Genomic DNA, 22,026 nt, shown 5'->3' with positions numbered 1-22,026 from the left:
CTTTATTGATTAGACCGCTGCGTTATCGGTTTCGCCGGTACGAATACGAATTACCTGTTCAACAGCAGTAACAAAAATCTTGCCGTCACCAATTTTGCCGGTACGCGCTGCTTTAGTAATGGCTTCGATCGCTGCTTCAACGCGGTCATCAGAAACCACAGCTTCCACTTTTACCTTAGGCAAAAAATCAACAACATATTCAGCGCCACGATAGAGTTCGGTATGACCTTTTTGGCGACCAAAACCCTTAACCTCGGTAACAGTGAGGCCTGTAACGCCCACTTCTGCCAATGATTCACGAACTTCGTCAAGCTTGAACGGCTTAATGATGGATGTAATTAATTTCATATGTTCCCCCTAATTCGATAATCATACCTAGAACTTGAATGGCTTGCCAAAAACCAAGCCATTTTTAAAGGGCTAGGCTCTAAACTGCGATGTAATGGGGTAGCGCCAATCACGGCCAAAGGCGCGGGTAGTGACGCGAACCCCTGGGGGCGCTTGGCGACGTTTGTATTCATTTAGCTTGATTAAGCGAGTTACTTTTTCTACGCTTTCAGGATCAAATCCTGCTGCAATAATCTCAGCAATAGATTGGTTTTGCTCCATATAGCGTTCAACTATGCCATCCAATACTTCATAGGAGGGTAGGCTATCTTGGTCTTTTTGATCGGGGCGCAATTCTGCTGAAGGGGCGCGAGTCAAAATGCGATCTGGAATAACGGCCCCAATACTATTGCGATAAGCGCACAAGCGATAGACCAAAGTTTTGGCAATATCTTTAATGACGGCAAAGCCACCCGCCATATCACCATACAGAGTGCAATAACCTACTGCCATTTCACTTTTGTTACCGGTAGTTAAAACCAAGCGACCGGTTTTATTAGAGAGCGCCATGAGTAATGTGCCTCGCACGCGCGCCTGAATATTTTCTTCAGTAGCGTCTACTTTTAAACCTTTGAATTGCTCTGCCAGTGACTGCTCTAGGGCATCCACTGGTCCACTAATGGGAATCTCGTCGTATTGCACGCCCAAGTTCTCAGCAATTTCACGTGCATCGATCCAGGAGATATCGGCGGTATAACGAGAGGCCATCATCACAGTGCGTACCCTATCTGCACCTAAGGCATCCACTGCAATGGCTAGCACTAAGGCTGAATCTACGCCGCCAGATAGCCCAATAATGACGCCCGGAAAGCGATTTTTAGTCACATAGTCACGAACGCCTAAGACAAGCGCTTGATAGGCTTGCGCTTCAACTGATTGGGGTGGGGTAATGAGACCCTTTTCCAGTTCGCCAGTCGTTGTAACGGCAACAAGGCCTAAGCCTGTTTCAAATTGGGGTAGGGCCATGACGACTTCACCACGGCTATTCAGTGCAAATGAGCCGCCATCAAAAACCAATTCATCTTGACCGCCAACTGCATTAACGTAAACCAGTGGCATATTAGTTTGCGCAATATGCCCACGCAGCACTTCTATACGTAGGGTTTCTTTCTTGAGGTGATATGGCGATGCATTAGGAACGAGTAAAACTTGGGCGCCAGCGGCGTGCGCTTGCTTAGCTGGTCCTGCATGCCACGCATCTTCACACAAGATTAAGCCGTAATGAACACCTTCGCATTCGAATACGCAGGCTTGATTGCCGGGAACGAAGTAGCGTACTTCGTCAAATACCTCGTGATTGGGTAACTCTTGTTTGGCATAGCCTGCAATCACTTTACCGTTTCTTAAAACAGAAGCGTAGTTTTGTAAACCTGCAAAGGATTGTTTGGGGTGACCGACGATCACTGTCAAATCTGAATGCTGAGCCAACTCTTTCATGAGGAGCTCAAGCTGCTGCTGCGCTGCTTCGATAAAAGCAGGGCGGAGCAATAAGTCTTCTGGGGGATATCCTGTGAGCGAAAGCTCTGGGGTTACTACGAGTTTGGCGCCTTGAGAATAGGCGTCTAGAGCGGCTTTGTGAATCAGTTGCGCGTTGCCAGCCAAATCACCCAGTAATGGGTTGACTTGAGCTAAAGCAATTTTCTGTGCGCTCACTCCGACTCACAAAGCCTTTTCAATCATCTAAAAAATTACTTGTTCTCTTTGTTGTAGCGATCGATGCCCTCAAGAATTTCTTGATGGGCTTCAGCAATACCACCCCAACCCTTAACTTTTACCCACTTACCTGGCTCGAGATCTTTGTAGTGCTCGAAGAAGTGTTGAATTTGGTTTAAGCGTAATGGGTTGATGTCTTCTGGTTTTTGCCAGTGTGTATAGATTGGCAAAATTTTGTCTTCAGGTACAGCTAGCAACTTAGCGTCTTGACCGCCTTCATCTTCCATTTGTAAAACACCAATTGCGCGGCAGCTAACCACTACACCCGGAATGAGTGGGAATGGAGTAATGACGAGAACGTCAACAGGATCACCATCGCCAGCAATCGTTTTATTGATGTAACCATAGTTACATGGATAGTGCATTGCAGTACCCATAAAACGGTCAACGAAAATTGCGCCACTCTCTTTATCCACTTCATACTTGATTGGATCCGCATTCATTGGGATTTCAATAATGACGTTGAAGCTTTCAGGGATCTTTTTACCTGGCTTGACCTTGTCGAGACTCATAAATACTCCGAATAATGATTAGTAAATACCCTGATCCTATAAAGGGGGCGCAGGGGTGATTCTGTTACATACTGATACAGCTTAAAGACCACAGTTTAAAGCTTTCGGGAACCAGGTCTACCTAAGTACAGGTTATACAAAACAATAAAGATTAACAAATGATTAACTTTAGGGAGTTCAAGCATGAGTAATGTCACTTTAGGCTTGTATTTTGCCTTGGCATGCGGTGTTATAGCCGTGATATACGGTTTTGTGATGCGCAGCTGGATCTTGAAGCAAAGTACAGGAAACGCCAAAATGCAAGAAATTGCTGAGGCGATTCAACAGGGTGCTGCAGCATATTTATCGCGCCAATATAAAACGATTGCGATTGTCGGGGTGGTTTTGACCATTCTCATGGCGCTCTTCCTGGATTTTGCGACTGCGATTGGGTTTGTGGTTGGCGCCGTTCTCTCGGGCGCTTGTGGTTTCATTGGCATGAATGTCTCAGTACGCGCAAACGTGCGTACTGCAGAAGCGGCCACCAAGGGCATGAATGAAGCGCTCAATGTAGCATTTAAGGGTGGCGCCATAACGGGTATGTTGGTGGTGGGACTTGGCCTATTAGGTGTTGGCCTGTTCTTTATGTTCCTCGTGTCGATTGGTGCAGGACAAGATCTTTCTTCCGTATTACATCCACTAATTGGATTGGCGTTTGGCTCTTCATTGATTTCAATCTTTGCACGTTTAGGCGGCGGCATCTTTACTAAAGGTGCAGACGTTGGCGCTGACTTGGTCGGTAAGGTAGAAGCAGGCATTCCAGAAGATGACCCACGCAACCCTGCTGTGATCGCTGATAACGTTGGCGATAACGTAGGTGACTGCGCAGGTATGGCAGCTGACTTGTTTGAAACTTATGCGGTGACTTTGATTGCCACCATGGTCTTGGGTTCATTGATGGTTACTGGTGCACCAGTCGCTGCGATTATTTATCCATTAGTACTTGGCGGTGTTTCTATCATCGCCTCTATTATTGGTTGCTCGTTTGTTAAGGCAACGCCTGGCATGAGAAACGTCATGCCTGCTTTGTATAAGGGCTTAATCATTGCTGGTGGTTTGTCGCTGATTGCTTTCTACTTCGTAACCAATTTCATCATGCCGGATGATGCCTTGGGTATTCCAGGTAGCCAATGGCGCTTGTTTGGCTCAACTGTAGTGGGCTTGTTACTGACAGCAGGTTTGGTATGGATTACCGAGTACTACACCGGTACCCAGTTCAAGCCAGTACAACATATTGCTGAAGCTTCTACTAAAGGTCACGGCACCAACATCATCGCTGGCCTGGGTATTTCTATGAAGTCGACCGCTTATCCAGTGCTCTTTGTTTGTGCGGCGATTTTTGCAGCGTATTGGTTAGCCGGTTTGTATGGCATCGCAATTGCTGCTACAGCCATGCTGTCTATGGCAGGTATTGTGGTTGCGCTTGATGCATACGGCCCTATTACTGATAACGCTGGTGGTATTGCAGAGATGGCAGGCTTGCCACAATCAGTGCGTGATATCACTGATCCATTAGATGCTGTTGGTAACACCACTAAAGCAGTGACCAAAGGTTATGCAATTGGATCGGCTGGTTTAGCATCACTCGTACTCTTTGCTGACTACACCCATGCCTTAGAGGGCATTGGTCAGCAAGTATCGTTTGACTTGTCTAATCACATGGTGATCATTGGTCTGTTTATTGGCGGCATGATTCCATACTTGTTTGGTGCGATGGCGATGGAGGCGGTTGGCCGTTGTGCTGGCGCTGTAGTTGAGGAAGTTCGTCGCCAGTTCCGTGATATCCCTGGAATCATGGAAGGCACTGCGAAGCCCGAGTACGGCAAGGCTGTGGATATGCTGACTTCTGCCGCTATTAAAGAAATGATCATTCCATCCTTGTTGCCAGTAGTTGCTCCAATTGTTGTTGGTCTCTTGTTAGGACCTGCTGCATTGGGCGGCTTGCTAATGGGTACGATTGTGACTGGCTTGTTCGTAGCGATCTCGATGTGTACCGGTGGTGGCGCTTGGGATAACGCGAAGAAATATATCGAAGAAGGTAACTTCGGCGGCAAAGGTTCTGAAGCCCATAAGGCTGCAGTCACTGGCGACACCGTTGGCGACCCTTACAAAGATACCGCGGGTCCTGCTGTTAACCCATTGATCAAGATTATCAACATCGTGGCATTGCTTATCGTGCCACTATTGCCAATGGTCTCTCGTTAAGTAATGAGTAGTCATTAAATGCAGTAGCAATCAGACTGCGACAAACAAAAACGCCTAGTAATGCTAGGCGTTTTTTATTGTTCAGTTGCTTAAATACTTATTCCAAAGTTTCTAAGTAACGCTGCGCATCTAGTGCAGCCATACATCCTGTACCAGCACTAGTGATGGCTTGACGATAGATGTGATCTTGTACGTCACCAGCAGCAAATACGCCAGGGATATTGGTGGCAGTAGCATTGCCTTCAAGTCCTGAGTGGGTCTTGAGGTAACCATTGTTCATATCAAGCTGACCAACAAAGAGTTCAGTGTTGGGTTTGTGGCCGATCGCAATAAAGGCACCAGTCACCGCGAGATCTTCTGTGCTGCCATCTTGTTTCTTGATACGAACGCCAGTCACGCCTTTTTCATCCCCCAATACTTCGTCAAGAGTAGAGTTCAACTTGAGTTCTACTTTGCCTTCAGCAACTTTTGCCATTAAGCGATCATTCAAGATTGGCTCAGCACGGAATTTATCGCGGCGATGAATCACAGTTACTTTTTTAGCAATGCCAGTGAGGTAGAGCGCTTCTTCAACTGCAGTGTTACCACCACCCACTACACAAACATCTTGGTTACGATAGAAGAAGCCATCGCAAGTTGCGCAACCAGAAACGCCGCGGCCCATAAATGCCTCTTCACTTGGTAGACCAATATATTGAGCGGAAGCGCCGGTGGAAATAATTAATGCATCGCAGGTATAGGTTCCAGAATCGCCAACTAAGCGAATTGGCTTCTCTTTGAGAGCTGCCGTATGAATATGATCAAAAATGATTTCAGTATTAAAGCGTTCGGCATGCTTCAAAAAGCGTTCCATCAGCTCTGGACCTTGAACGCCATCAGCATCCGCTGGCCAGTTTTCCACGTCGGTGGTGGTCATTAATTGACCCCCTTGAGCCAGGCCAGTGATGAGGGTAGGGTTTAAATTGGCGCGGGCGGCATAGACTGCTGCTGTATAGCCGGCAGGGCCAGATCCGAGGATCAGAACTTTGGAGTGTTTTGGGGTATTTGTAGTCATATTCAAATTATAGGTTTGCTTGATTACAATCGGTAGAACATGGCTAGAACCGCATACCCGAAGTCCAAGGCTCCAATGAGCCCCCAGCCCCCTGAGAACGGCGGACAGGGCCGGATGCCCCGCCTTTTATTAGAGGCCCGTTGGTTCATCTCTGTAGGCTTGTGTCTGGGCTTATTTGCCATTTTGCTGACTTATTCCAAGGCGGATCCAGCCTGGTCTCATGCCAGTTTTGAGGCTCCCAAGAACCTAGGTGGTCGTTTTGGGGCTTATTTGGCCGATTTAATGCTGTATATCTTTGGTATTTCTGCTTTTTGGTGGGTGGCTCTCTTTGGGCGCCGCGTCCTCAATGGCTGGCGTGAGCTTTGGAGCATTCCTTTGCCGCCCGATCCGGATGCGAAGCCAGATTCTCTGTTGATGCGTTGGTTGGGCTTTGGTCTGACTTTAATCTGCAGCATGGGTTTGGAGTCCATTCGCATGCATTCGCTGTCCTGGGAGCTTCCAAGGCCGCCAGGCGGCATTTTGGGCGAGCTGATTGGCGATCCTTTGCAAATGTCCCTTGGATTTACGGGTGCAACCTTGGTGCTGCTGTTTGGCCTCTGTGCGGGCCTCTCTTTATTCCTCCACTTCTCTTGGTTAGATTTGGCTGAGAAGGTAGGGCGGTACCTAGAGGTCACTTTTTACCGCATTCGCGAGCGACGCGATAGCGAAGAGGATCGCAAGTTAGGCGAAGCTGCTGCAGAAGAGCGTGAAGAGTTTGTCGAGGAGTTTCGTGGCCGCGTTGAAGTCGCAACACCAGTACAAATTGTGCGTGCTCCTGTAGAGATCCCAAAGAGCGCCCGAGTAGAGCGCGAAAAGCAACAACCTTTGTTTGTGGATATCCCTGATTCAGAATTGCCACCACTCGCATTACTGGATCCAGTGCCTGAAGCAAAAGAAACGATCTCTGCAGATGTGCTGGAATTTACTTCACGCCTAATCGAACGCAAGTTAGCCGAGTTTAATGTGCAGGTAACAGTGATTGCTGCTTACCCTGGTCCAGTGGTTACTCGATACGAGATTGATCCGGCAATTGGTGTGAAGGGTAGTCAGATTGTGAATCTGTCACGTGACTTGGCCCGCTCACTCGGTGTTGTCAGCATGCGGGTAGTAGAAACTATTCCTGGCAAAACTTGTATGGCTTTGGAGTTGCCAAACCCAACACGTCAATCCGTTTACTTGTCAGAGATTCTCACCTCACAGGTATATAACGACAACCATTCATTGCTGACCTTAGCTTTAGGTAAAGATATTTCAGGCAGCCCAATGGTGGCTGACTTAGCCAAGATGCCACACTGCTTGGTTGCGGGAACAACTGGTGCTGGTAAGTCAGTTGGTATTAATGCCATGATTCTGTCACTGCTCTTTAAGGCTAAGCCTGATGAAGTGCGTTTGATCATGATTGATCCGAAGATGCTAGAGATGGCAATCTACGACAAGATCCCACATTTGTTGTGCCCGGTCGTTACCGACATGAAGCAGGCTTATAACGCGCTCAATTGGGCCGTTAATGAGATGGAGCGCCGCTACAAGCTCATGAGTAAGTTTGGTGTGCGTAACTTAGCTGGCTTTAATAAGAAGATTCTCGAAGCAGAAGAAAAAGGTGAGAAGCTCACCAATCCATTTAGTTTGACTCCAGATGATCCGGAGCCAATTTATAAAGCGCCTGTCATCGTCATCGTGATTGATGAATTGGCTGACTTGATGATGGTGTCAGGCAAGAAGATTGAAGAACTCATTGCTCGTATTGCCCAAAAAGCGCGCGCTGCTGGCATTCACTTGGTATTAGCAACGCAACGTCCAAGCGTAGACGTGATTACGGGATTAATTAAAGCCAACGTACCAACGCGTATCTCATTCCAGGTGAGCTCAAAGATCGACAGCCGTACGATTTTGGATCAGCAGGGCGCCGAAGCGCTGCTCGGTATGGGTGACATGCTTTACATGGCCCCAGGCACTGGTCTGCCAGTGCGCGTACACGGGGCATTTGTATCGGATGATGAAGTACACCGCGTAGTAGAGTGGCTTAAAGAGAAGGGCGATGCCAATTACATTGATGGTGTTCTTGAGGGCGCTGATGAATCTAATGTTGATGCACTGACTGGTGAGGGCGGCGGCGAAGCCGATCCACTTTACGATCAAGCGGTTGCGATCGTCCTAGACAATAAGCGTCCATCCATTTCTTTAGTGCAACGTCATTTGCGTATTGGTTACAACCGTGCAGCCCGCCTCCTTGAAGATATGGAAAAAGCAGGCCTCGTATCTAAAATGGGTAACGGCGGCAATCGCGAGATTTTGCATCGCCCCTCTGAGTAAGAATCTATGCCAAGATTTCTAATTGCAGCAATTCTGACGATTGCAAGCTCTCTTTTTTCAGTTACATCATTTGCTCAAGCTGAGAGTGGTTCAGAGCAGTTACGTCAATTTGTGCGCAACTCCAAAACTGCTGAAGGTGACTTCGTGCAACAACAGTTACGCGCACCCAAAGCCAATGAGTCACAGGACAAGGGGTTGAAAGTTGTACGCCAGACGCAAGGTCATTTTGTATTTCAGCGTCCAGGACGTTTTATCTGGGATACCCAAAAGCCATTCGAGCAAAAATTGATTGCCGATGGCAAGCAACTCATCTTGTGGGATAAAGACTTAAACCAGGCAACATTCCGTCCAGCAGGGCAGGCCTTAGCTTCTACACCAGCAGCCATCCTATTTGGTGAATCATCACTTGATCAACATTTTGACTTGGTAGATGGTGAGGAGCGCTTAGGGATGAAGTGGGTAGCCTTGACCCCCAAAAAAGACCCTAATGCTAAGAATAAAAATGACCTGCCATATACAAAGATCTCTATTGGGATGGCTAGTGGCCTACCTAAAGCTTTAGAGCTAACCGATGGCTTGGGCAGTATTGTTCTAGTGACTTTAGATAAGATCCAACTCAACGTCAATTTGCCAGCCAATCGCTTCACCTTTAATCCGCCGGCAGGAGCAGAAGTCTTGCGCTTAAACTAGAACCTAGAAATAGAGCAAAACCTAGAACCCTTAATCCACAGAGCATCACATGATTGATCCCCAATTACTCCGTAAAGATATCGCCGCAGTTGCTGCGCGCCTTGCCACTCGTAAATTTCAACTCGATGTTGAGAAATTCAACGCACTAGAGTCCGAGCGGAAATCTTTACAGACTCGTACCGAAGAATTACAAGCCAAGCGCAATCAATTGTCCAAAGCGATTGGTATGAAAAAAGGTAAGGGCGAGGATGCCTCTGCTGAGATGGCAGAGGTAGCCCATGTGAATACCGATATGGAATCGGGATCTGCACGTTTAGCCGTTCTTCAGGCTGAGATTGCTGATTTCTTGATGGGCATCCCCAATCTTCCAGATGAATCTGTACCCACTGGTAAAGACGAAACAGAAAATAAAGAAGTAAAGCGCTGGGGTGAAGAGCCCATTTTTGACTTTGAGATTAAAGATCACGTTGATCTCGGTGGACCATTAGGTCTTGACTTTGAAGTCGCAGCCAAAATCAGTGGCTCGCGCTTTGTAGTTCTCAAAGGGCCTATTGCCAGGCTGCACCGTGCCTTGGCGCAGTTCATGATTGATACCCACGCTACGGCACATAACTACCTAGAGGTTTATACGCCTTACATGGTGAACGCTGCATCCATGCGCGGCACAGGACAGCTTCCTAAGTTTGAAGAAGACTTATTCAAGGTTCCGCGTCAAATGGGTGGGGAAGATGAGGGTGGAGAAGTAAAAACTGAAAACTTCTACCTTATTCCAACTGCCGAGGTCCCAGTGACCAATTTAGTTCGCGATGAAATCGTTAACGCAGATAGCTTGCCAATGAAGTTTGTAGCTCACACTCCATGCTTCCGCTCGGAAGCAGGTAGCTATGGGCGTGATGTGCGCGGCATGATTCGTCAACATCAGTTCGATAAAGTGGAGTTGGTGCAAATCACCAAGCCAGAAGATTCAATGCAGGCTTTGGAAGATCTCACGGGTCACGCCGAACGTATTTTGGAATTGCTCGAGTTGCCATACAGAAAAGTATTGCTCTGCACTGGTGATATGGGCTTTGGTAGCACTAAGACTTATGACTTAGAAGTGTGGGTTCCATCACAAAATGCTTATAGAGAAATTAGCTCTTGCTCTAGCATGGGCGATTTCCAGGCAAGACGTATGCAAGCTAGATTCAAAGCAGGTCAAGGCAAGCCAGAATTAGTTCATACCTTAAATGGTTCGGGTCTTGCAGTAGGTAGGGCGTTAGTTGCTCTTCTTGAGAATAAGCAACAGGTAGATGGCAGCATTGCTATTCCTAAAGCATTGCAGCCTTACTTGGGTGGTTTAGAAGTGCTAAAGCCAATTTAATATTTGAGAACGCGAAAAGTGGGCCTACTCAAATGAATAAGCGCTCAGTATTTTTATTCTGGATTGGCGTAGCATTTTTGTCTCAGGGCGTTTTTGCTGCTGAAACAATCTATCATTGCCAGGTATTAAGTGATGCCTATATCAAAAGCAATGGAGAGTTGGTTTTAATTCAAGATAGCCCCAGAGTTGGCGAAGACTTTACAGTGATAAAGAAAACTGGAGAAGTTTTTGGTGATGTGATGGATACTCTGAAAAATCCTAAAGTGATAGCTTCTGGAAGCGCGGGTAATCCATATAAAGTCATTTGGACACAAAAGGCTGCAGGTAAGAATGGCGCCTTTGTGGACTATCTCAGCATCGAAGGATTTGCAAAAGATGGTAAGCATCCTTTTGGATTCTTCTCTGGCGCGCTCCTGATGACGGGCGTATGCGAGTAATAGCGTACCTCTAGCCTGAATCACCGCATGGATTTATTTTAAAGTCATTTGAGTCATTTCGAGTGGTTAAACTCAGCCCCTTAAATAACGATAGTTTTTATTTTCAGCCTAGAGGCATTCATTTCAAGCGCTTTATCAAGGGTAATGATTGACTTCGCTTTGAAAGATTTTGCTGCTGCGAGATGAAGTGCATCGCCAGAGCGCAATTTGGATTTACTATCAAGCACTAAAAGTCCAGCGGAGTAAAAGACTTTATTTTCTACTGGCAGTAATTCAATATCATTAGCGCATATTGCTTCAAAAAGCTTCCAAGCATTCTTGCCCTCCTTGGGGGTAATCTGTCCGGTCCTCTCTTTAATGCTTAAGGCGCTAGCAAATTCAGTAAACGTCCAGGTAGATGAGATCAGCTTCGTATCTTTGGTGTTGTCATACCATTTGTGGATGGCGAGACTTTTTCCTTCGTGAGTGCAAAATCCAACCAATATGCTCGTATCTACATAGAGCATTAGTAGCGAGCCCCAGAGCGAACCTCATCCATTACTGACGTACCCATTTTCATCGAAGCCCTTAATTCCCTAGCCATTTTGGATAAGGTTTTACGATCTAGCTTTTGAGGTCTGATGACCAAGGCTCCGTCGCTAGAAAGTGTAGCTTCAACTCTATCGCCATCTTTTAGCTGAATTTCTTTAATGAATGCTGCGGGAATGCGAAGTGCCAGGCTATTGCCCCATTTTGAAATTTGGATATTCATGAACCAGTCCTCAAATAAATATACATTAAAGTATATCTATATTAATTGAACTCATCTAGTTTGCCTAGCTCAATCTTGAACCAATATTGGCTGTATGGATTTATATATAGCTAGCTATAATGATTTTCGGTTCGGAGAGGTGGCAGAGTGGTCGAATGTACTTGACTCGAAATCAAGCGTAGGGTCAAACCTACCGTGGGTTCGAATCCCACCCTCTCCGCCATTCAGATTCTGTATTTGTTCACATAGAAAAAATATTGAGAGAGCCTTGCGTGACGTGGGGGCTTTTTATTTATAGGTAGCTTGTATTACGCATGTATTTAATCAGACGGGAGAGCATTACTTTTGCAGTCGAGCCAACAAGTACTTCATGATGTTTTTGGCTTTGATCAATTTCGCGGAGCACAAGAGTCTATTGTTAGTCATGTAGTAGCAGGTGGGGATGCTTTGGTCCTCATGCCTACAGGTGCCGGCAAGTCGCTGTGCTATCAAATTCCTTCGCTTGTTAGACGCGGCGTAGGGGTTGTGGTTTCACCCTTAATTGCACTGATGCAAGATCAGGTTGATGCATTGACCCAGTTGGGCGTTAAGGCCTCATTTCTAAACTCTAGTCTAGATGCAGTCATGTCTCAAAAGGTAACTAGTCAATTGCTAGCTGGAGACCTTGACTTGATCTATGTAGCACCAGAGCGTCTAATGAGTGCAAGTTTTCTGTCGATACTCGATAGACTCAATAGTAGCCCTGGAATTGCACTATTCGCTATCGATGAAGCACACTGCGTTTCTCAATGGGGTCATGATTTTCGCCCAGAATATCGCCAGTTAACTGTTTTGCACGAGCGATTCCCAAAGGTTCCTCGTATCGCCTTAACAGCTACTGCCGATGCGCCAACACGAGCAGAAATTGTGGAGCGTCTTTCGCTGGAATCTGCCGAGCAGTTTGTTTCTAGCTTTGATCGTCCCAATATTAAGTATCGAGTTCTCCAAAAGCAAAGCGCTAAACAACAGTTAGAGCATTTTTTAGATGCAGAACATGCCGATGACTCAGGAATTATTTACTGCCTATCGCGTCGCAGCGTAGAAGAGACTGCGCAATGGCTCAAGGATCGTGGGTGGGATGCAATGCCGTATCACGCAGGATTAAGTGTGGAAACACGCAGTGCTAATCAAAAACGCTTCTTGCGTGAAGAGGGCGTCATCATGGTTGCCACTGTAGCCTTTGGTATGGGTATTGATAAGCCCAATGTCCGCTTTATAGCCCACCTGGATTTGCCCAAAAGTATGGAAGGGTATTACCAAGAAACTGGACGGGCAGGGCGTGATGGCTTGCCTGCAAATGCTTGGATGGTCTACGGCTTTGGGGACGTGGTGAGCTTGCGGCAAATGGTAGATTCTGGTGAGGCTTCTGAAGACCGTAAGCGGGTAGAGCGCCAAAAACTCAATGCGCTACTTGGCTATTGCGAATCCACGACGTGTCGCCACCAAACAATCTTGCGCTATTTTGGGGAGATACATGCTGGTAGCTGCGGTAACTGCGATAACTGTCTAGAGCCAGTAGCTATATGGAATGCTACACATGAAGTGCAAAAAGCATTGTCATGTGTGTATCGCACAGGCCAGCGTTTTGGTGTAACCCATTTAATTGATGTGCTGATGGGTAAAGTGACTCCTAGAGTAAAGCAATTTTTTCATGAGCAAGTGAGTACATTTGGAATTGGTTCAGAGCTCAATCAGGCGCAGTGGAATAGTATCTATCGTCAATTGGTAGCGGGCGGTTATTTGGATGCTGATATCGCATTGCACGGGGGCTTAAAGTTAGTGGATGCCATTGCCTTGCCCGTATTGCGTGGAGAGCAAGAGGTATGGCTACGCAATGAAACAGGCTACTCCAAGAGCAAAGCCGCTAAGTCTGGTGCAAACAAGAGATCTACGCATCCCTTTAGCAATATTGCAGATGAAAAACTGTGGGAGGCACTTAAGGCTAAGCGTACTGAGCTGGCACGCGAACAAGGTGTACCGCCCTATGTCATTTTTCACGACAGCACTTTGCAGGAGATGGTTAAATCTACGCCTGCTACCTTAGTTCACTTCAGTCGTATTGGTGGAGTGGGGCAAGCTAAGTTGGAGCGCTATGGCGAGCACTTTCTTAAAGTCATCCTAGAAAATCAAGAGCGCTCCAGCTAGACGGCTATATCTACTGGCGGTTAGAGTGTCTATTACAATCAAAGCGAGTCGGATTAGATTGAAGGTTGTGCAGCAAAGGCTTCGCGCACCTATCCGCCAGTATTCCAGTTTATTTCCTTTTTTAATTAAAGGCGCATATGAAAAAAATACTCTCCACTCTAGTGATAGGTTCTCTGCTAGGTATTGGTTTCTCGGCAGCCCATGCTGATCCACCAATGCCGCCTTTTTATGCAGCCGTTATGAAAATGGCTCCTGAAGGTAAATTGGGGCAGATCATTAAAAAAGAAAAGATTGATACTTCCGTAAAAGGTGCGCAAGCTTGGAAGATTGCTTATATTTCATCTGATGTAGCTGGGCGCAAGACAATTGCCACTGGATTCATTATTTCTCCCATTGGGCAGGCACCCAAGGAGGGTAGACCAATTTTAGCCTGGGCACATGGCACAACCGGCTCTGCTCAAAACTGTGGCCCTTCACAAATCACCAATCCCACTGCCCCATTAAATGAATACTTCTTAATGGATGGTAATTCTTGGACGGATTACGGTATTCCGAATGTAGAGGAATTTATTCAAGAAGGTTATGTCATTGTTGCTACAGACTATCAAGGTCAAGGTGGTGGCGGTAAACATCAATACGCAGTGGCTCAAACGAATGGTAGAGACGCAATTAACTCTGCGAGAGCTGCGAGCTCTATGAAAGAGGTCGGCGCCGGTAAAAAGACCATCATTTATGGTTGGTCGCAGGGTGGTGGTGCAACTATTGCGGCTGCCAGCCTGCCAGACTATCAGGCTCAAAAAGGCACAGCCGCAGATGATCTGCAATACCTTGGGTTTGTTGCATTAGCGCCTGACGATGTAGCGGTCATGCTTGCAAATCCACCTACCGATGAGGCTGGTGCAACCAAGCTCATGAACGGGTTTACGCAAGCTAATGTCCCTAACATATTTTTGTTTGCGCATTACATGATGGGTCTTTGGGGTACGCAGGCTGCATTCCCTAATTTGAAGTTGACTGATGTATTGACTGATGAGGGTGCAAAGGTTGTTGAAAAGCTATCAAGTAATAAATGCGTTCATGTAATGGCGGATACCTTTAACTATGCCTACGGAGAAAGTTACAAGTCCCTCTTGAAGCCAACAGCCACTAATTCCATGGCATGGGTTAAGGCATTTGTTGATGGCAGCGTGAAACCAGTAAAGCCAGTTGCTCCAGTGGTAATTTATTGGGGTACAAAAGATACCGCCGTTCCTCCAGTCATGCATGAGCTGTATCAAAAGCAGATGTGCACAATGGGGGCGAACGTAGGCAGAAATCAGCTGCCAGGTGAGCAAACTCACTTTACAACTCCTGGTGTATCGGCACCCATGTATTTAGCTTGGGTGAAGGATCGTATTGCCGGTAAACCATTGGCAAATGGATGTCCCGCAAAATAGATCTGAATGCATCCCCAAAGTATTGGGGTAGCAAGAAGAATAAAACCACCTTCGGGTGGTTTTCTTTATCTGACTTAGGGTAATGATGAATGCGTGACTGCGGCTCAAAGGTGATGAATTTGGTTACCTATGGGCTGTTGGCACAAACTATTCGTAACCAGTAACGAGAGAATTACACCTCATCTCCCATAAGTAGAAGCTAACTTTACAAATGTAATGTGACAGGTTGATGTGACTTTGATGACAGTTCATAGTCTGAAAATCAATGTACTGTCGAATACCGTTTTAATAAGATTACCGCCTTCTTAATCGGCTTTAGGGTTTTGGAATACTCATATTTTGTCTTAGCAGAATTGGCGTAAAGCTAAATGGTTGTTCGGACTTTGGATTTATCCCAATCATGACGGCTTGGACTTGTTCTGCGCCCATCAGCTCTAGGCGGAGAACGTTCTCAAGTGTATGTTTCTGATCTACAGTTTTTAGTGGTTGATCAATAATGAGGTGATGGCTATCACCATGAATTAAAAGTACAGGTTTTTTGAATTCCTGTGCATTTTTACTTAAAGCATGTAATGTATCTCGATACCCGCTATCCGCATCAGTTGCTTGTGTAGGCGTATAAAACATATCGGCTTGGTAGCAAAAAACAATTCCTAAATACCCCTTAGTTGATGCAAGGGTAAAGGCACTTTGAATCCAGTCTAAATTGGCTTGATTGCGTTCGTAGTACTCTGCTTTTGCTTGCTCATTGCGCTCAAAGTTATTGTTAGAGCCGGGAATGTGTAAGCTGACAAACAAAAAATGATTCTTTACCCAGTAAGAGTTTTCAACAAACTTCTTGTACTTTGGATCTGTATCAGCTTGTCTAATGAGGTCAATCTGTTTTTTTCCAAAACTTTTTGGGGTGTCAAAGAAAGTACTTCTCAGGCTATCTAAACGTTCTAGGGGATCGTAAGATCCCGCCAGCTGACGATGACAATCGGTCCACTCATTGTCTCCAATGCTATAGATTAATGGAGATGTAAATTGATTGAAATATCCCTTAACTTTTTGATTGTATTCATCGCTACAGGGTGTTGAGCCTGATTTAGTATCGCCAATAAAGATACTAAAACTCGGATTGGTCTGATTGATCGTTGAAATTATCCGTTCATAACGAACATAATCTTTCGGGATGAAATAGGGCATATCACCCAAGGCTATAAATTTAAATGCCTCCAATGACTGCGCAGAGGCTGCCAAAGAGCATGCGATAAATAGACCAGCGAATAATGCTTTAAGTGATTTCATGGCTATTTATAAGAAATAGGAGCATCATCCAATTCTTTGATTTCAAGCTCGCCAAATATATAGGCCTCTGAGCTTATATGAGTCCATCCCAAATCATGGTAGACATCTTCATAACTCTTTGAATACTTTCGATTACTTTGATAAAAGATATCTGTTAACTCATCTTGCTCATCTTCTTCGACGGTATCGGAAAAATAAATTACTTTTTCCCCATCATAAGTTTTGCTGATTACACCACCGGGGATATCTTGAATGCAGATGCCAATATTGGGATCGTATGCCTTAATGAATACGGGCTTAATGTTGGTTAAAACTGAACCTAGCTTCCAGACCATGCCACATTTCATTTCTTTATTTGATTGCTGAAAGACATTGCGCTCTACTAAAGAGCCCATTTCTAAAGGAATAATCTGATAGTACATTTAGTTGCTCCAGTGTAAATGTAATGGGATTACCTTTAGTTTGCTACGAGATTGTGACAATTTAATATTTCTTGCCCTAACTGAAATTTAAAATCTCCAAGTGATGCCAACTTCGCTACGTGTGGCACCGGCTTGTTGCGATGCAAAAGTTTCGCCATAGTTTGACCCGGTCCGCATATAGGAGATACCAAGATCTACGCTATCGGTAAGGGAATAAATTCCGGCAATCAGGGCGTAATGACTTAAGTATTGCTCGGAGGAGGGTGGATTAGTCGCCGCCCCAATGTCTAATGCGATTTTCAAATTCTTCGATATAGACCAAACAGGGGCAAGAGAAATTAAAAAGATATTCGTACGATTGAGATCGCTAGAAGTCCCGACGCTGTAATTTATATTGTAGGGCGAGCGCATGTACATCATGTTCAGGTGCAACTCTATATCTTGCCAATATTTGGAGGCAATGAAGTTGACGCCATAGTTAAACGCGGCTAAGCCTAATCCTGCAACTTGTTGCTGTTTACCAGCAGGCAATACAACCGTTGGCTTAACGGCAAGAGCATAGCCTAGATCGCTGTCCTCATGAAACCGCCACTTACTCGCTAATACATAGTTGGAGAACTTTGAGTAACTGCCGCTGGGTTCGTTGTAGTAAGTCGCAGAGAGCGACGCCTCTACTTGATCACTTAATCCACGTGTATAGGTAAATGGAAAAGCCTTTGCATCCGTTCTGCCTGTGTACTCTTCGCCTGGAGTGATGATATCTGCCTGTTGCATTCCGCCATATCGATTGATGGAGAAAAAATACTGCTCTATCTGATTGCCGCCGGCTTTTACAGTTCCTGCATCATCAGTATTTAAAGGTTCAAATCCAAAAACGAATGTCGGCACAATTAAAAGAGTAAGACATAAGCTTTTCATGAAGGTCTTACGCAGCGAGCTGATTAGTAAAGCAATCTGTTTAGACCAATTTCATGTCATTTTGATGTCAGGCCTGCACGAACCCTTTTAATTTGTGCCATACAATTTATTGATGGCTATAGAAATCATTGAAAAACCTTTTCCAGTTGCAGGCGTTGTATTTGCCTGGGCTATGCCTATATCGGGTGATGGGTACGAAATTCCTTTATTTGAAATTGCTGACGCACTTGAAAATCCAGATATCTCTGTCTGGCTGCATTTAAACCTATCCAATTCTCAAATACAGCGATGGCTTGAAAATACGCCACTGATTCCTGAGCGCGTAGTAGAGATGATTCAAGAGGGTGTCAATCTGAGCCGCTTGGAACGCATTGAAAAGTTAAATGATTGTCTTTTGATGGTGATGAATGACTTTCAGCAAGAGTTTGGAGAGGAGTCTGGTGACTCAAGCTTAGGCACACTTTGGGCAATTGTTACTCCAAGACTAATGATTTCCTTGCGCAATAACCCCCTCAGAACTACTGACAAATTGCGGTATGACTTAAGGGGCGGTCAGCTTAATCCAGCCTCTGCTATTGAGTTATTTCATGAGTTATTGGATTTACGTGCCGAGCACTTGCGAACACTATTGGCCCATCTTTCAGAGGATATGGATGATTTAGAGGAAAAACTACTCAAAGGAAGGGAGTTTCCGGAGCATGAAAATCTTGGCAGGATACGCATTCAATGTAGCCGCCTCCGCAGGCATTTTTCACCAGAATTAATAGCCTTGCATCGCTTGTTAAAACGCCTCCCATACTGGTTTAGTGATGAGGATAAGAATCGCCTCAATGATGACTTAGATTTGCTCTCCTACTTGGTGCAAGAGATTTCGAGCCTTTACGATCGCGCAAAGGTGCTACAGGATGAGCAAGCGGCCCATGTGGCGGAATTTAATGCTAAAAACTTGCAAGTTTTGTCCGTAATGACGGTGATCTTTCTTCCTATGACTTTGATAACAGGGGTTATGGGTATGAATATGGAGGATCTTCCAGGGCTAAAAGGCTCTTTTTATGAGGTGATGGTCATCATGTCGATTACTGGCGCGGCAGTTTATGCAGCTTTAAAGCTAAAAAGGATCATTTAATCTGCTGGATTGAGCACCCTCTAGATTGCCAAACTGCTCTTTTTTAAGTTTTCACTATTTTCATTAAGTCATTGTTTTATATGAAAATTATTTATAAATAAGACTTTGTCATTAAATCGTCATAGTGAAAACGTATCGTCCTAGTATCGCAATGTTGCGTTATTTCAATATCAGGACAATCTACATGAAATCTTTTTTGAAAAAAGCACTAGTTATTAGCGCTATTTCGCTTGCTCCGACAGCTTTTGCTGTTGACATGACGGGTGCAGGCGCAACATTCCCATACCCAATTTATGCAAAGTGGGCAGAAGCCTTTAAAGCTAAAACTGGCTCAAATTTGAACTATCAGTCTATTGGCTCCTCTGGTGGCATAAAGCAAATCAAAGCAAAGACTGTTGATTTCGGTGCTACTGACAACCCAGTGAAGTTTGAAGATTTAGAAAAAGACGGCATGGTTCAATTTCCAGCCATCATTGGCGGCGTGGTTCCGGTCATTAACGTTGATGGCGTTAAGCCAGGCGAAATCAAGTTGGATGGCCCAACTTTGGCTGACATTTTCCAGGGCATCATTTCTGATTGGGGCGATAAGCGTATTGCGATCATGAACCCAGGCGTGAAGATTCCTTCTGGTCCAATCACTGTGGTAACGCGTGCAGATGGTTCAGGTACTACCGCAATTTTTACTGATTACTTGGCAAAAACAAGCACTTTGTTCAAAGATTCAGTTGGTTCTGGTGCTAACGTGAAGTGGCCAGCAGCCTCTACAGTTGGCGGCAAAGGCAATGAAGGTGTTGCTGCAAACGTAACCCGTGTTAAGAACTCTGTTGGTTATGTTGAGTATGCGTATGCCAAGAAAAATAAAATGACATTTATCTCTTTGAAAAACAAAGACGGTAATTTTGTGGCTCCTGACGACCTAACATTCTCTGCTGCCGCAGCTGGTACTGATTGGTCCAAGATTCCTGGCATGGGAACATTCATTACCAATGCTTCTGGTGCTAAGTCATGGCCAATTACTGGCGCTTCTTTTATCTTGTTGTACAAGAATCCAGAAAACAAGGCCAATGCAGCTGAAGTGATCAAGTTCTTTGATTTTGCTTTCAAGGATGGCAAAAAAATGGCGGAAGAGTTGGATTACGTTCCAATGCCTGACGCGACAACTGATTTCATTCGCAAGAATGTATTCACAAAGGTTGTAACTAAGTAAAGCTTGATGGTCATATCTTTAAGCATTCTTTAATGAACAGCTCCACAGCGTTGTGGGGCTGTTTTAATATTTAAATAAGCCTATCTAAATGGATATTATTCAGTCGCATTCGGCGCCTACACCGCAGGCTCTAAAGATCGCTAAATTGCAGCGAGTTCAGGATTTCCTGTTCCATGGAATTACGCAATTCTTCGCCGTATCTGTCTTAATTGCTTTGATGGGCATTCTGATTTCGCTCTTCATGAATGCATGGCCAGCTTTGCATACTTTTGGCCCTGGATTTTTCTTCTCACAAGAGTGGGACGTGGTGAATGGTGAGTTTGGTGGATTAATTGCTATTTATGGAACAGTCGTTACCTCATTAATTGCATTATTGATTGCCGTTCCCTTGAGTTTTGGTATTGCCGTATTCTTAACGGAGCTCTGCCCTGGACCGCTTCGTAGACCTCTTGGCACTGCTGTAGAACTCCTGGCTGCAGTTCCATCCATCATCTACGGTATGTTTGGTTTGTTTATTTTTGCGCCATTGTTTGCTGAATACATCCAGCCTGCTTTAGCTGCTACCTTGGGGCAAATTCCTGGTTTAGGCATCTTATTCTCCGGTGCATTTAATGGCATTGGTATTCTATGTGCCGGATTAATCTTGGCAATGATGATTTTGCCTTTCATTGCATCTGTCATGCGAGATGTGTTTGAAATCGTTCCGCCTGTCCTTAAAGAATCTGCCTACGGTATTGGTTGCACTACTTGGGAAGTGGTAAAAAATGTTGTTCTTCCTTATACCAAGGCTGGTGTAATTGGTGGCGTCATGCTGGGTTTGGGTAGAGCACTTGGTGAAACGATGGCGGTCACCTTTGTGATTGGCAATGCACATCGCTTATCTGCTTCGCTATTTGCTCCAGGCACCTCAATTGCTTCCACTCTGGCCAATGAATTTGGGGAGGCTGAAGTAGGCAATCATTTATCTTCTTTATTTGCCTTAGGTTTAGCTCTGTTCATTATTACCTTCGTTGTATTAGCGTGCGCTAAGTGGATGCTGAGCAATATGGAGAAAAAGCAGGGATTGAAAACATGAACAATACTTCTAATATTGATCAATCTATCTTTGCCAAGCGAAAGCGGGCAAACAAGATTGGTTTAACCCTCTCGATGGGTGCAATGACTTTGGGTATGGTCTTTTTGCTTTGGATTTTGAGCGTTTTAGTATTTAAAGGCCTATCAGCAATTGATTTGAATCTTTTTACCCATAGCACTCCGGCTCCAGGATCTGAGGGTGGCGGTCTTGCTAATGCGATTGTTGGAAGTCTTATGCTGGTGGGAAGCTGTACTTTAATCAGTACACCTATTGGTGTTTTAGCAGGACTATATTTGTCTGAATATGGCGACCGCAGCCGTGTTGCTGCCGTTACTCGCTTTGTTACAGACATCATGCTTTCTGCGCCATCCATTGTGATTGGATTGTTTGTGTACGCCTTTGTGGTTGCGCAGGCAAAGCACTTCTCAGGATGGGCTGGCACCATTGCTTTGGCACTTATTGCTATACCGGTTGTAGTTCGTACCACCGAAAATATGTTGCGTTTGGTGCCAGGTAGCTTGCGCGAAGCAGCTTACGCCTTGGGTACGCCAAAGTGGAAGGTAGCCTTCATGATTACTTTGCGCGCTGCTCAGAGTGGTGTGATGACTGGCATCTTGCTTGCGCTTGCTCGCGTGAGCGGTGAAACAGCTCCATTGCTATTTACCGCCTTAAATAATCAATTCTTCTCAACCAATATGAATGCACCAATGGCTAACTTGCCGGTGGTGATTTTCCAATTTGCCATGAGTCCATACGACAACTGGGTTGAATTAGCGTGGGGCGGTGCTCTGCTCATTACATTTGCCGTTCTCGGCTTAAATATTTTGGCGCGAGTGGTATTCCGCGAGAAGGTCCAAGGATGATGAGT

General features: G+C 45.3%; 20 protein-coding genes and 1 tRNA gene. 12 read left to right on the top strand and 9 right to left on the bottom strand.

What is annotated here, in order from left to right; genetic code table 11:
- Window positions 1-9: 9 nt before the first annotated feature.
- The 3 genes from ICN33_RS00935 to ppa form a co-directional block, all read right to left on the bottom strand.
- The gene (locus ICN33_RS00935) at window positions 10-348 is read right to left on the bottom strand and encodes a P-II family nitrogen regulator (protein ID WP_072583818.1); all 339 of its coding nucleotides are present in this window, start codon (window positions 346-348) and stop codon (window positions 10-12) included.
- 72 nt (window positions 349-420) lie between these two features.
- The gene (locus tag ICN33_RS00930) at window positions 421-2,040 is read right to left on the bottom strand and encodes an NAD+ synthase (RefSeq protein WP_216193678.1); all 1,620 of its coding nucleotides are present in this window, start codon (window positions 2,038-2,040) and stop codon (window positions 421-423) included.
- Window positions 2,041-2,075: 35 nt separating this feature from the next.
- Entirely contained in the window at window positions 2,076-2,612 is a 537-nt protein-coding gene (ppa, locus tag ICN33_RS00925) for an inorganic diphosphatase (protein ID WP_216193676.1), read from the bottom strand.
- Window positions 2,613-2,795: 183 nt separating this feature from the next.
- On the opposite strand from ppa, the gene ICN33_RS00920 reads away from it, so the two are divergent.
- Entirely contained in the window at window positions 2,796-4,856 is a 2,061-nt protein-coding gene (locus tag ICN33_RS00920; RefSeq protein WP_216193670.1) for a sodium-translocating pyrophosphatase, read from the top strand.
- 97 nt (window positions 4,857-4,953) lie between these two features.
- Here the strand turns inward: ICN33_RS00920 and trxB are convergent, their stop codons facing one another.
- Entirely contained in the window at window positions 4,954-5,910 is a 957-nt protein-coding gene (trxB, locus tag ICN33_RS00915) for a thioredoxin-disulfide reductase (RefSeq protein ID WP_072583823.1), read from the bottom strand.
- A 75-nt stretch (window positions 5,911-5,985) separates the two neighbouring features.
- Here trxB and ICN33_RS00910 point away from each other — a divergent pair, with 75 nt between their 5' ends.
- The 4 genes from ICN33_RS00910 to ICN33_RS00895 are packed head-to-tail and all read left to right on the top strand — an operon-like array spanning window position 5,986 to window position 10,749.
- Window positions 5,986-8,262, top strand: a complete 2,277-nt coding sequence (locus ICN33_RS00910) for a DNA translocase FtsK (RefSeq protein ID WP_370623244.1) — start codon at window positions 5,986-5,988, stop codon at window positions 8,260-8,262.
- Window positions 8,263-8,268: 6 nt separating this feature from the next.
- On the top strand, window positions 8,269-8,952 hold the full coding sequence (locus ICN33_RS00905; protein WP_216193666.1) for an outer membrane lipoprotein carrier protein LolA: 684 nt from the start codon (window positions 8,269-8,271) through the stop codon (window positions 8,950-8,952).
- Window positions 8,953-9,001: 49 nt separating this feature from the next.
- On the top strand, window positions 9,002-10,312 hold the full coding sequence (gene serS, locus ICN33_RS00900) for a serine--tRNA ligase (protein WP_216193664.1): 1,311 nt from the start codon (window positions 9,002-9,004) through the stop codon (window positions 10,310-10,312).
- A 32-nt stretch (window positions 10,313-10,344) separates the two neighbouring features.
- On the top strand, window positions 10,345-10,749 hold the full coding sequence (locus ICN33_RS00895; protein WP_216193662.1) for a hypothetical protein: 405 nt from the start codon (window positions 10,345-10,347) through the stop codon (window positions 10,747-10,749).
- Window positions 10,750-10,829: 80 nt separating this feature from the next.
- Here ICN33_RS00895 and ICN33_RS00890 read toward each other — a convergent pair whose 3' ends face one another.
- Both ICN33_RS00890 and ICN33_RS00885 read right to left on the bottom strand, forming a co-directional pair.
- Window positions 10,830-11,255 carry a type II toxin-antitoxin system VapC family toxin gene (locus tag ICN33_RS00890; protein WP_216193660.1) on the bottom strand — a complete coding sequence of 142 codons (426 nt, stop codon included), beginning with the start codon at window positions 11,253-11,255 and terminating at the stop codon, window positions 10,830-10,832.
- Window positions 11,255-11,500 carry an AbrB/MazE/SpoVT family DNA-binding domain-containing protein gene (locus ICN33_RS00885; protein WP_216193657.1) on the bottom strand — a complete coding sequence of 82 codons (246 nt, stop codon included), beginning with the start codon at window positions 11,498-11,500 and terminating at the stop codon, window positions 11,255-11,257. The genes ICN33_RS00890 and ICN33_RS00885 overlap by 1 nt, the downstream gene beginning before the upstream one ends.
- Window positions 11,501-11,633: 133 nt before the next feature.
- Between ICN33_RS00885 and ICN33_RS00880 the strand changes: the two genes are divergently transcribed.
- From ICN33_RS00880 to ICN33_RS00870, 3 genes are all read left to right on the top strand, one after another.
- A tRNA-Ser gene (locus ICN33_RS00880) sits at window positions 11,634-11,723 on the top strand.
- 122 nt (window positions 11,724-11,845) lie between these two features.
- Window positions 11,846-13,684, top strand: a complete 1,839-nt coding sequence (recQ, locus tag ICN33_RS00875) for a DNA helicase RecQ (protein WP_216193655.1) — start codon at window positions 11,846-11,848, stop codon at window positions 13,682-13,684.
- 137 nt (window positions 13,685-13,821) lie between these two features.
- Entirely contained in the window at window positions 13,822-15,120 is a 1,299-nt protein-coding gene (locus tag ICN33_RS00870; protein WP_216193653.1) for a lipase family protein, read from the top strand.
- Window positions 15,121-15,435: 315 nt separating this feature from the next.
- On the opposite strand, the gene ICN33_RS00865 is transcribed toward ICN33_RS00870, so the two are convergent.
- From ICN33_RS00865 to ICN33_RS00855, 3 genes are all read right to left on the bottom strand, one after another.
- Window positions 15,436-16,410, bottom strand: a complete 975-nt coding sequence (locus ICN33_RS00865; RefSeq protein WP_216193651.1) for a hypothetical protein — start codon at window positions 16,408-16,410, stop codon at window positions 15,436-15,438.
- Window positions 16,411-16,412: 2 nt separating this feature from the next.
- Window positions 16,413-16,832, bottom strand: coding sequence for a hypothetical protein (locus ICN33_RS00860; protein ID WP_216193649.1), 420 nt, complete (start codon window positions 16,830-16,832; stop codon window positions 16,413-16,415).
- A gap of 87 nt (window positions 16,833-16,919) precedes the next feature.
- Entirely contained in the window at window positions 16,920-17,750 is an 831-nt protein-coding gene (locus ICN33_RS00855; RefSeq protein WP_216193647.1) for a hypothetical protein, read from the bottom strand.
- Window positions 17,751-17,862: 112 nt separating this feature from the next.
- On the opposite strand from ICN33_RS00855, the gene ICN33_RS00850 reads away from it, so the two are divergent.
- From ICN33_RS00850 to pstA, 4 genes are all read left to right on the top strand, one after another.
- Window positions 17,863-18,876: a CorA family divalent cation transporter gene (locus ICN33_RS00850; protein WP_216193646.1), complete on the top strand. Its 1,014-nt coding sequence runs from the start codon at window positions 17,863-17,865 to the stop codon at window positions 18,874-18,876.
- A 184-nt stretch (window positions 18,877-19,060) separates the two neighbouring features.
- Entirely contained in the window at window positions 19,061-20,083 is a 1,023-nt protein-coding gene (gene pstS, locus ICN33_RS00845) for a phosphate ABC transporter substrate-binding protein PstS (RefSeq protein WP_216193644.1), read from the top strand.
- An 88-nt stretch (window positions 20,084-20,171) separates the two neighbouring features.
- Window positions 20,172-21,158, top strand: coding sequence for a phosphate ABC transporter permease subunit PstC (gene pstC / locus ICN33_RS00840; protein WP_216193642.1), 987 nt, complete (start codon window positions 20,172-20,174; stop codon window positions 21,156-21,158).
- Window positions 21,155-22,021 carry a phosphate ABC transporter permease PstA gene (gene pstA / locus ICN33_RS00835; RefSeq protein WP_216193640.1) on the top strand — a complete coding sequence of 289 codons (867 nt, stop codon included), beginning with the start codon at window positions 21,155-21,157 and terminating at the stop codon, window positions 22,019-22,021. Before pstC ends, pstA begins: the two co-directional genes overlap by 4 nt.
- Window positions 22,022-22,026: the final 5 nt, after the last annotated feature.

It is taken from the genome of Polynucleobacter sp. UB-Tiil-W10, from assembly GCF_018881605.1.
Classification (GTDB): domain Bacteria; phylum Pseudomonadota; class Gammaproteobacteria; order Burkholderiales; family Burkholderiaceae; genus Polynucleobacter.
Note: the sequence above shows the minus strand (reverse complement) of the source record. Positions and strands in the feature narration are given on the sequence as shown.

What these genes read in the sequence shown, in the direction of transcription:
- ICN33_RS00895 (WP_216193662.1), top strand. Translation starts at nt 10,345, where the DNA reads ATGAATAAGCGCTCAGTATTTTTATTCTGGATTGGCGTAGCATTTTTG.
- ICN33_RS00860 (WP_216193649.1), bottom strand. Translation starts at nt 16,832, where the DNA reads ATGTACTATCAGATTATTCCTTTAGAAATGGGCTCTTTAGTAGAGCGC.
- pstC (WP_216193642.1), top strand. Translation starts at nt 20,172, where the DNA reads ATGGATATTATTCAGTCGCATTCGGCGCCTACACCGCAGGCTCTAAAG.
- pstS (WP_216193644.1), top strand. Translation starts at nt 19,061, where the DNA reads ATGAAATCTTTTTTGAAAAAAGCACTAGTTATTAGCGCTATTTCGCTT.
- ICN33_RS00885 (WP_216193657.1), bottom strand. Translation starts at nt 11,500, where the DNA reads ATGAATATCCAAATTTCAAAATGGGGCAATAGCCTGGCACTTCGCATT.
- ICN33_RS00865 (WP_216193651.1), bottom strand. Translation starts at nt 16,410, where the DNA reads ATGAAATCACTTAAAGCATTATTCGCTGGTCTATTTATCGCATGCTCT.
- ICN33_RS00905 (WP_216193666.1), top strand. Translation starts at nt 8,269, where the DNA reads ATGCCAAGATTTCTAATTGCAGCAATTCTGACGATTGCAAGCTCTCTT.
- ppa (WP_216193676.1), bottom strand. Translation starts at nt 2,612, where the DNA reads ATGAGTCTCGACAAGGTCAAGCCAGGTAAAAAGATCCCTGAAAGCTTC.
- serS (WP_216193664.1), top strand. Translation starts at nt 9,002, where the DNA reads ATGATTGATCCCCAATTACTCCGTAAAGATATCGCCGCAGTTGCTGCG.
- trxB (WP_072583823.1), bottom strand. Translation starts at nt 5,910, where the DNA reads ATGACTACAAATACCCCAAAACACTCCAAAGTTCTGATCCTCGGATCT.
- pstA (WP_216193640.1), top strand. Translation starts at nt 21,155, where the DNA reads ATGAACAATACTTCTAATATTGATCAATCTATCTTTGCCAAGCGAAAG.
- ICN33_RS00935 (WP_072583818.1), bottom strand. Translation starts at nt 348, where the DNA reads ATGAAATTAATTACATCCATCATTAAGCCGTTCAAGCTTGACGAAGTT.
- ICN33_RS00870 (WP_216193653.1), top strand. Translation starts at nt 13,822, where the DNA reads ATGAAAAAAATACTCTCCACTCTAGTGATAGGTTCTCTGCTAGGTATT.
- ICN33_RS00850 (WP_216193646.1), top strand. Translation starts at nt 17,863, where the DNA reads ATGGCTATAGAAATCATTGAAAAACCTTTTCCAGTTGCAGGCGTTGTA.
- ICN33_RS00910 (WP_370623244.1), top strand. Translation starts at nt 5,986, where the DNA reads ATGAGCCCCCAGCCCCCTGAGAACGGCGGACAGGGCCGGATGCCCCGC.
- ICN33_RS00855 (WP_216193647.1), bottom strand. Translation starts at nt 17,750, where the DNA reads ATGAAAAGCTTATGTCTTACTCTTTTAATTGTGCCGACATTCGTTTTT.
- ICN33_RS00920 (WP_216193670.1), top strand. Translation starts at nt 2,796, where the DNA reads ATGAGTAATGTCACTTTAGGCTTGTATTTTGCCTTGGCATGCGGTGTT.
- ICN33_RS00890 (WP_216193660.1), bottom strand. Translation starts at nt 11,255, where the DNA reads ATGCTCTATGTAGATACGAGCATATTGGTTGGATTTTGCACTCACGAA.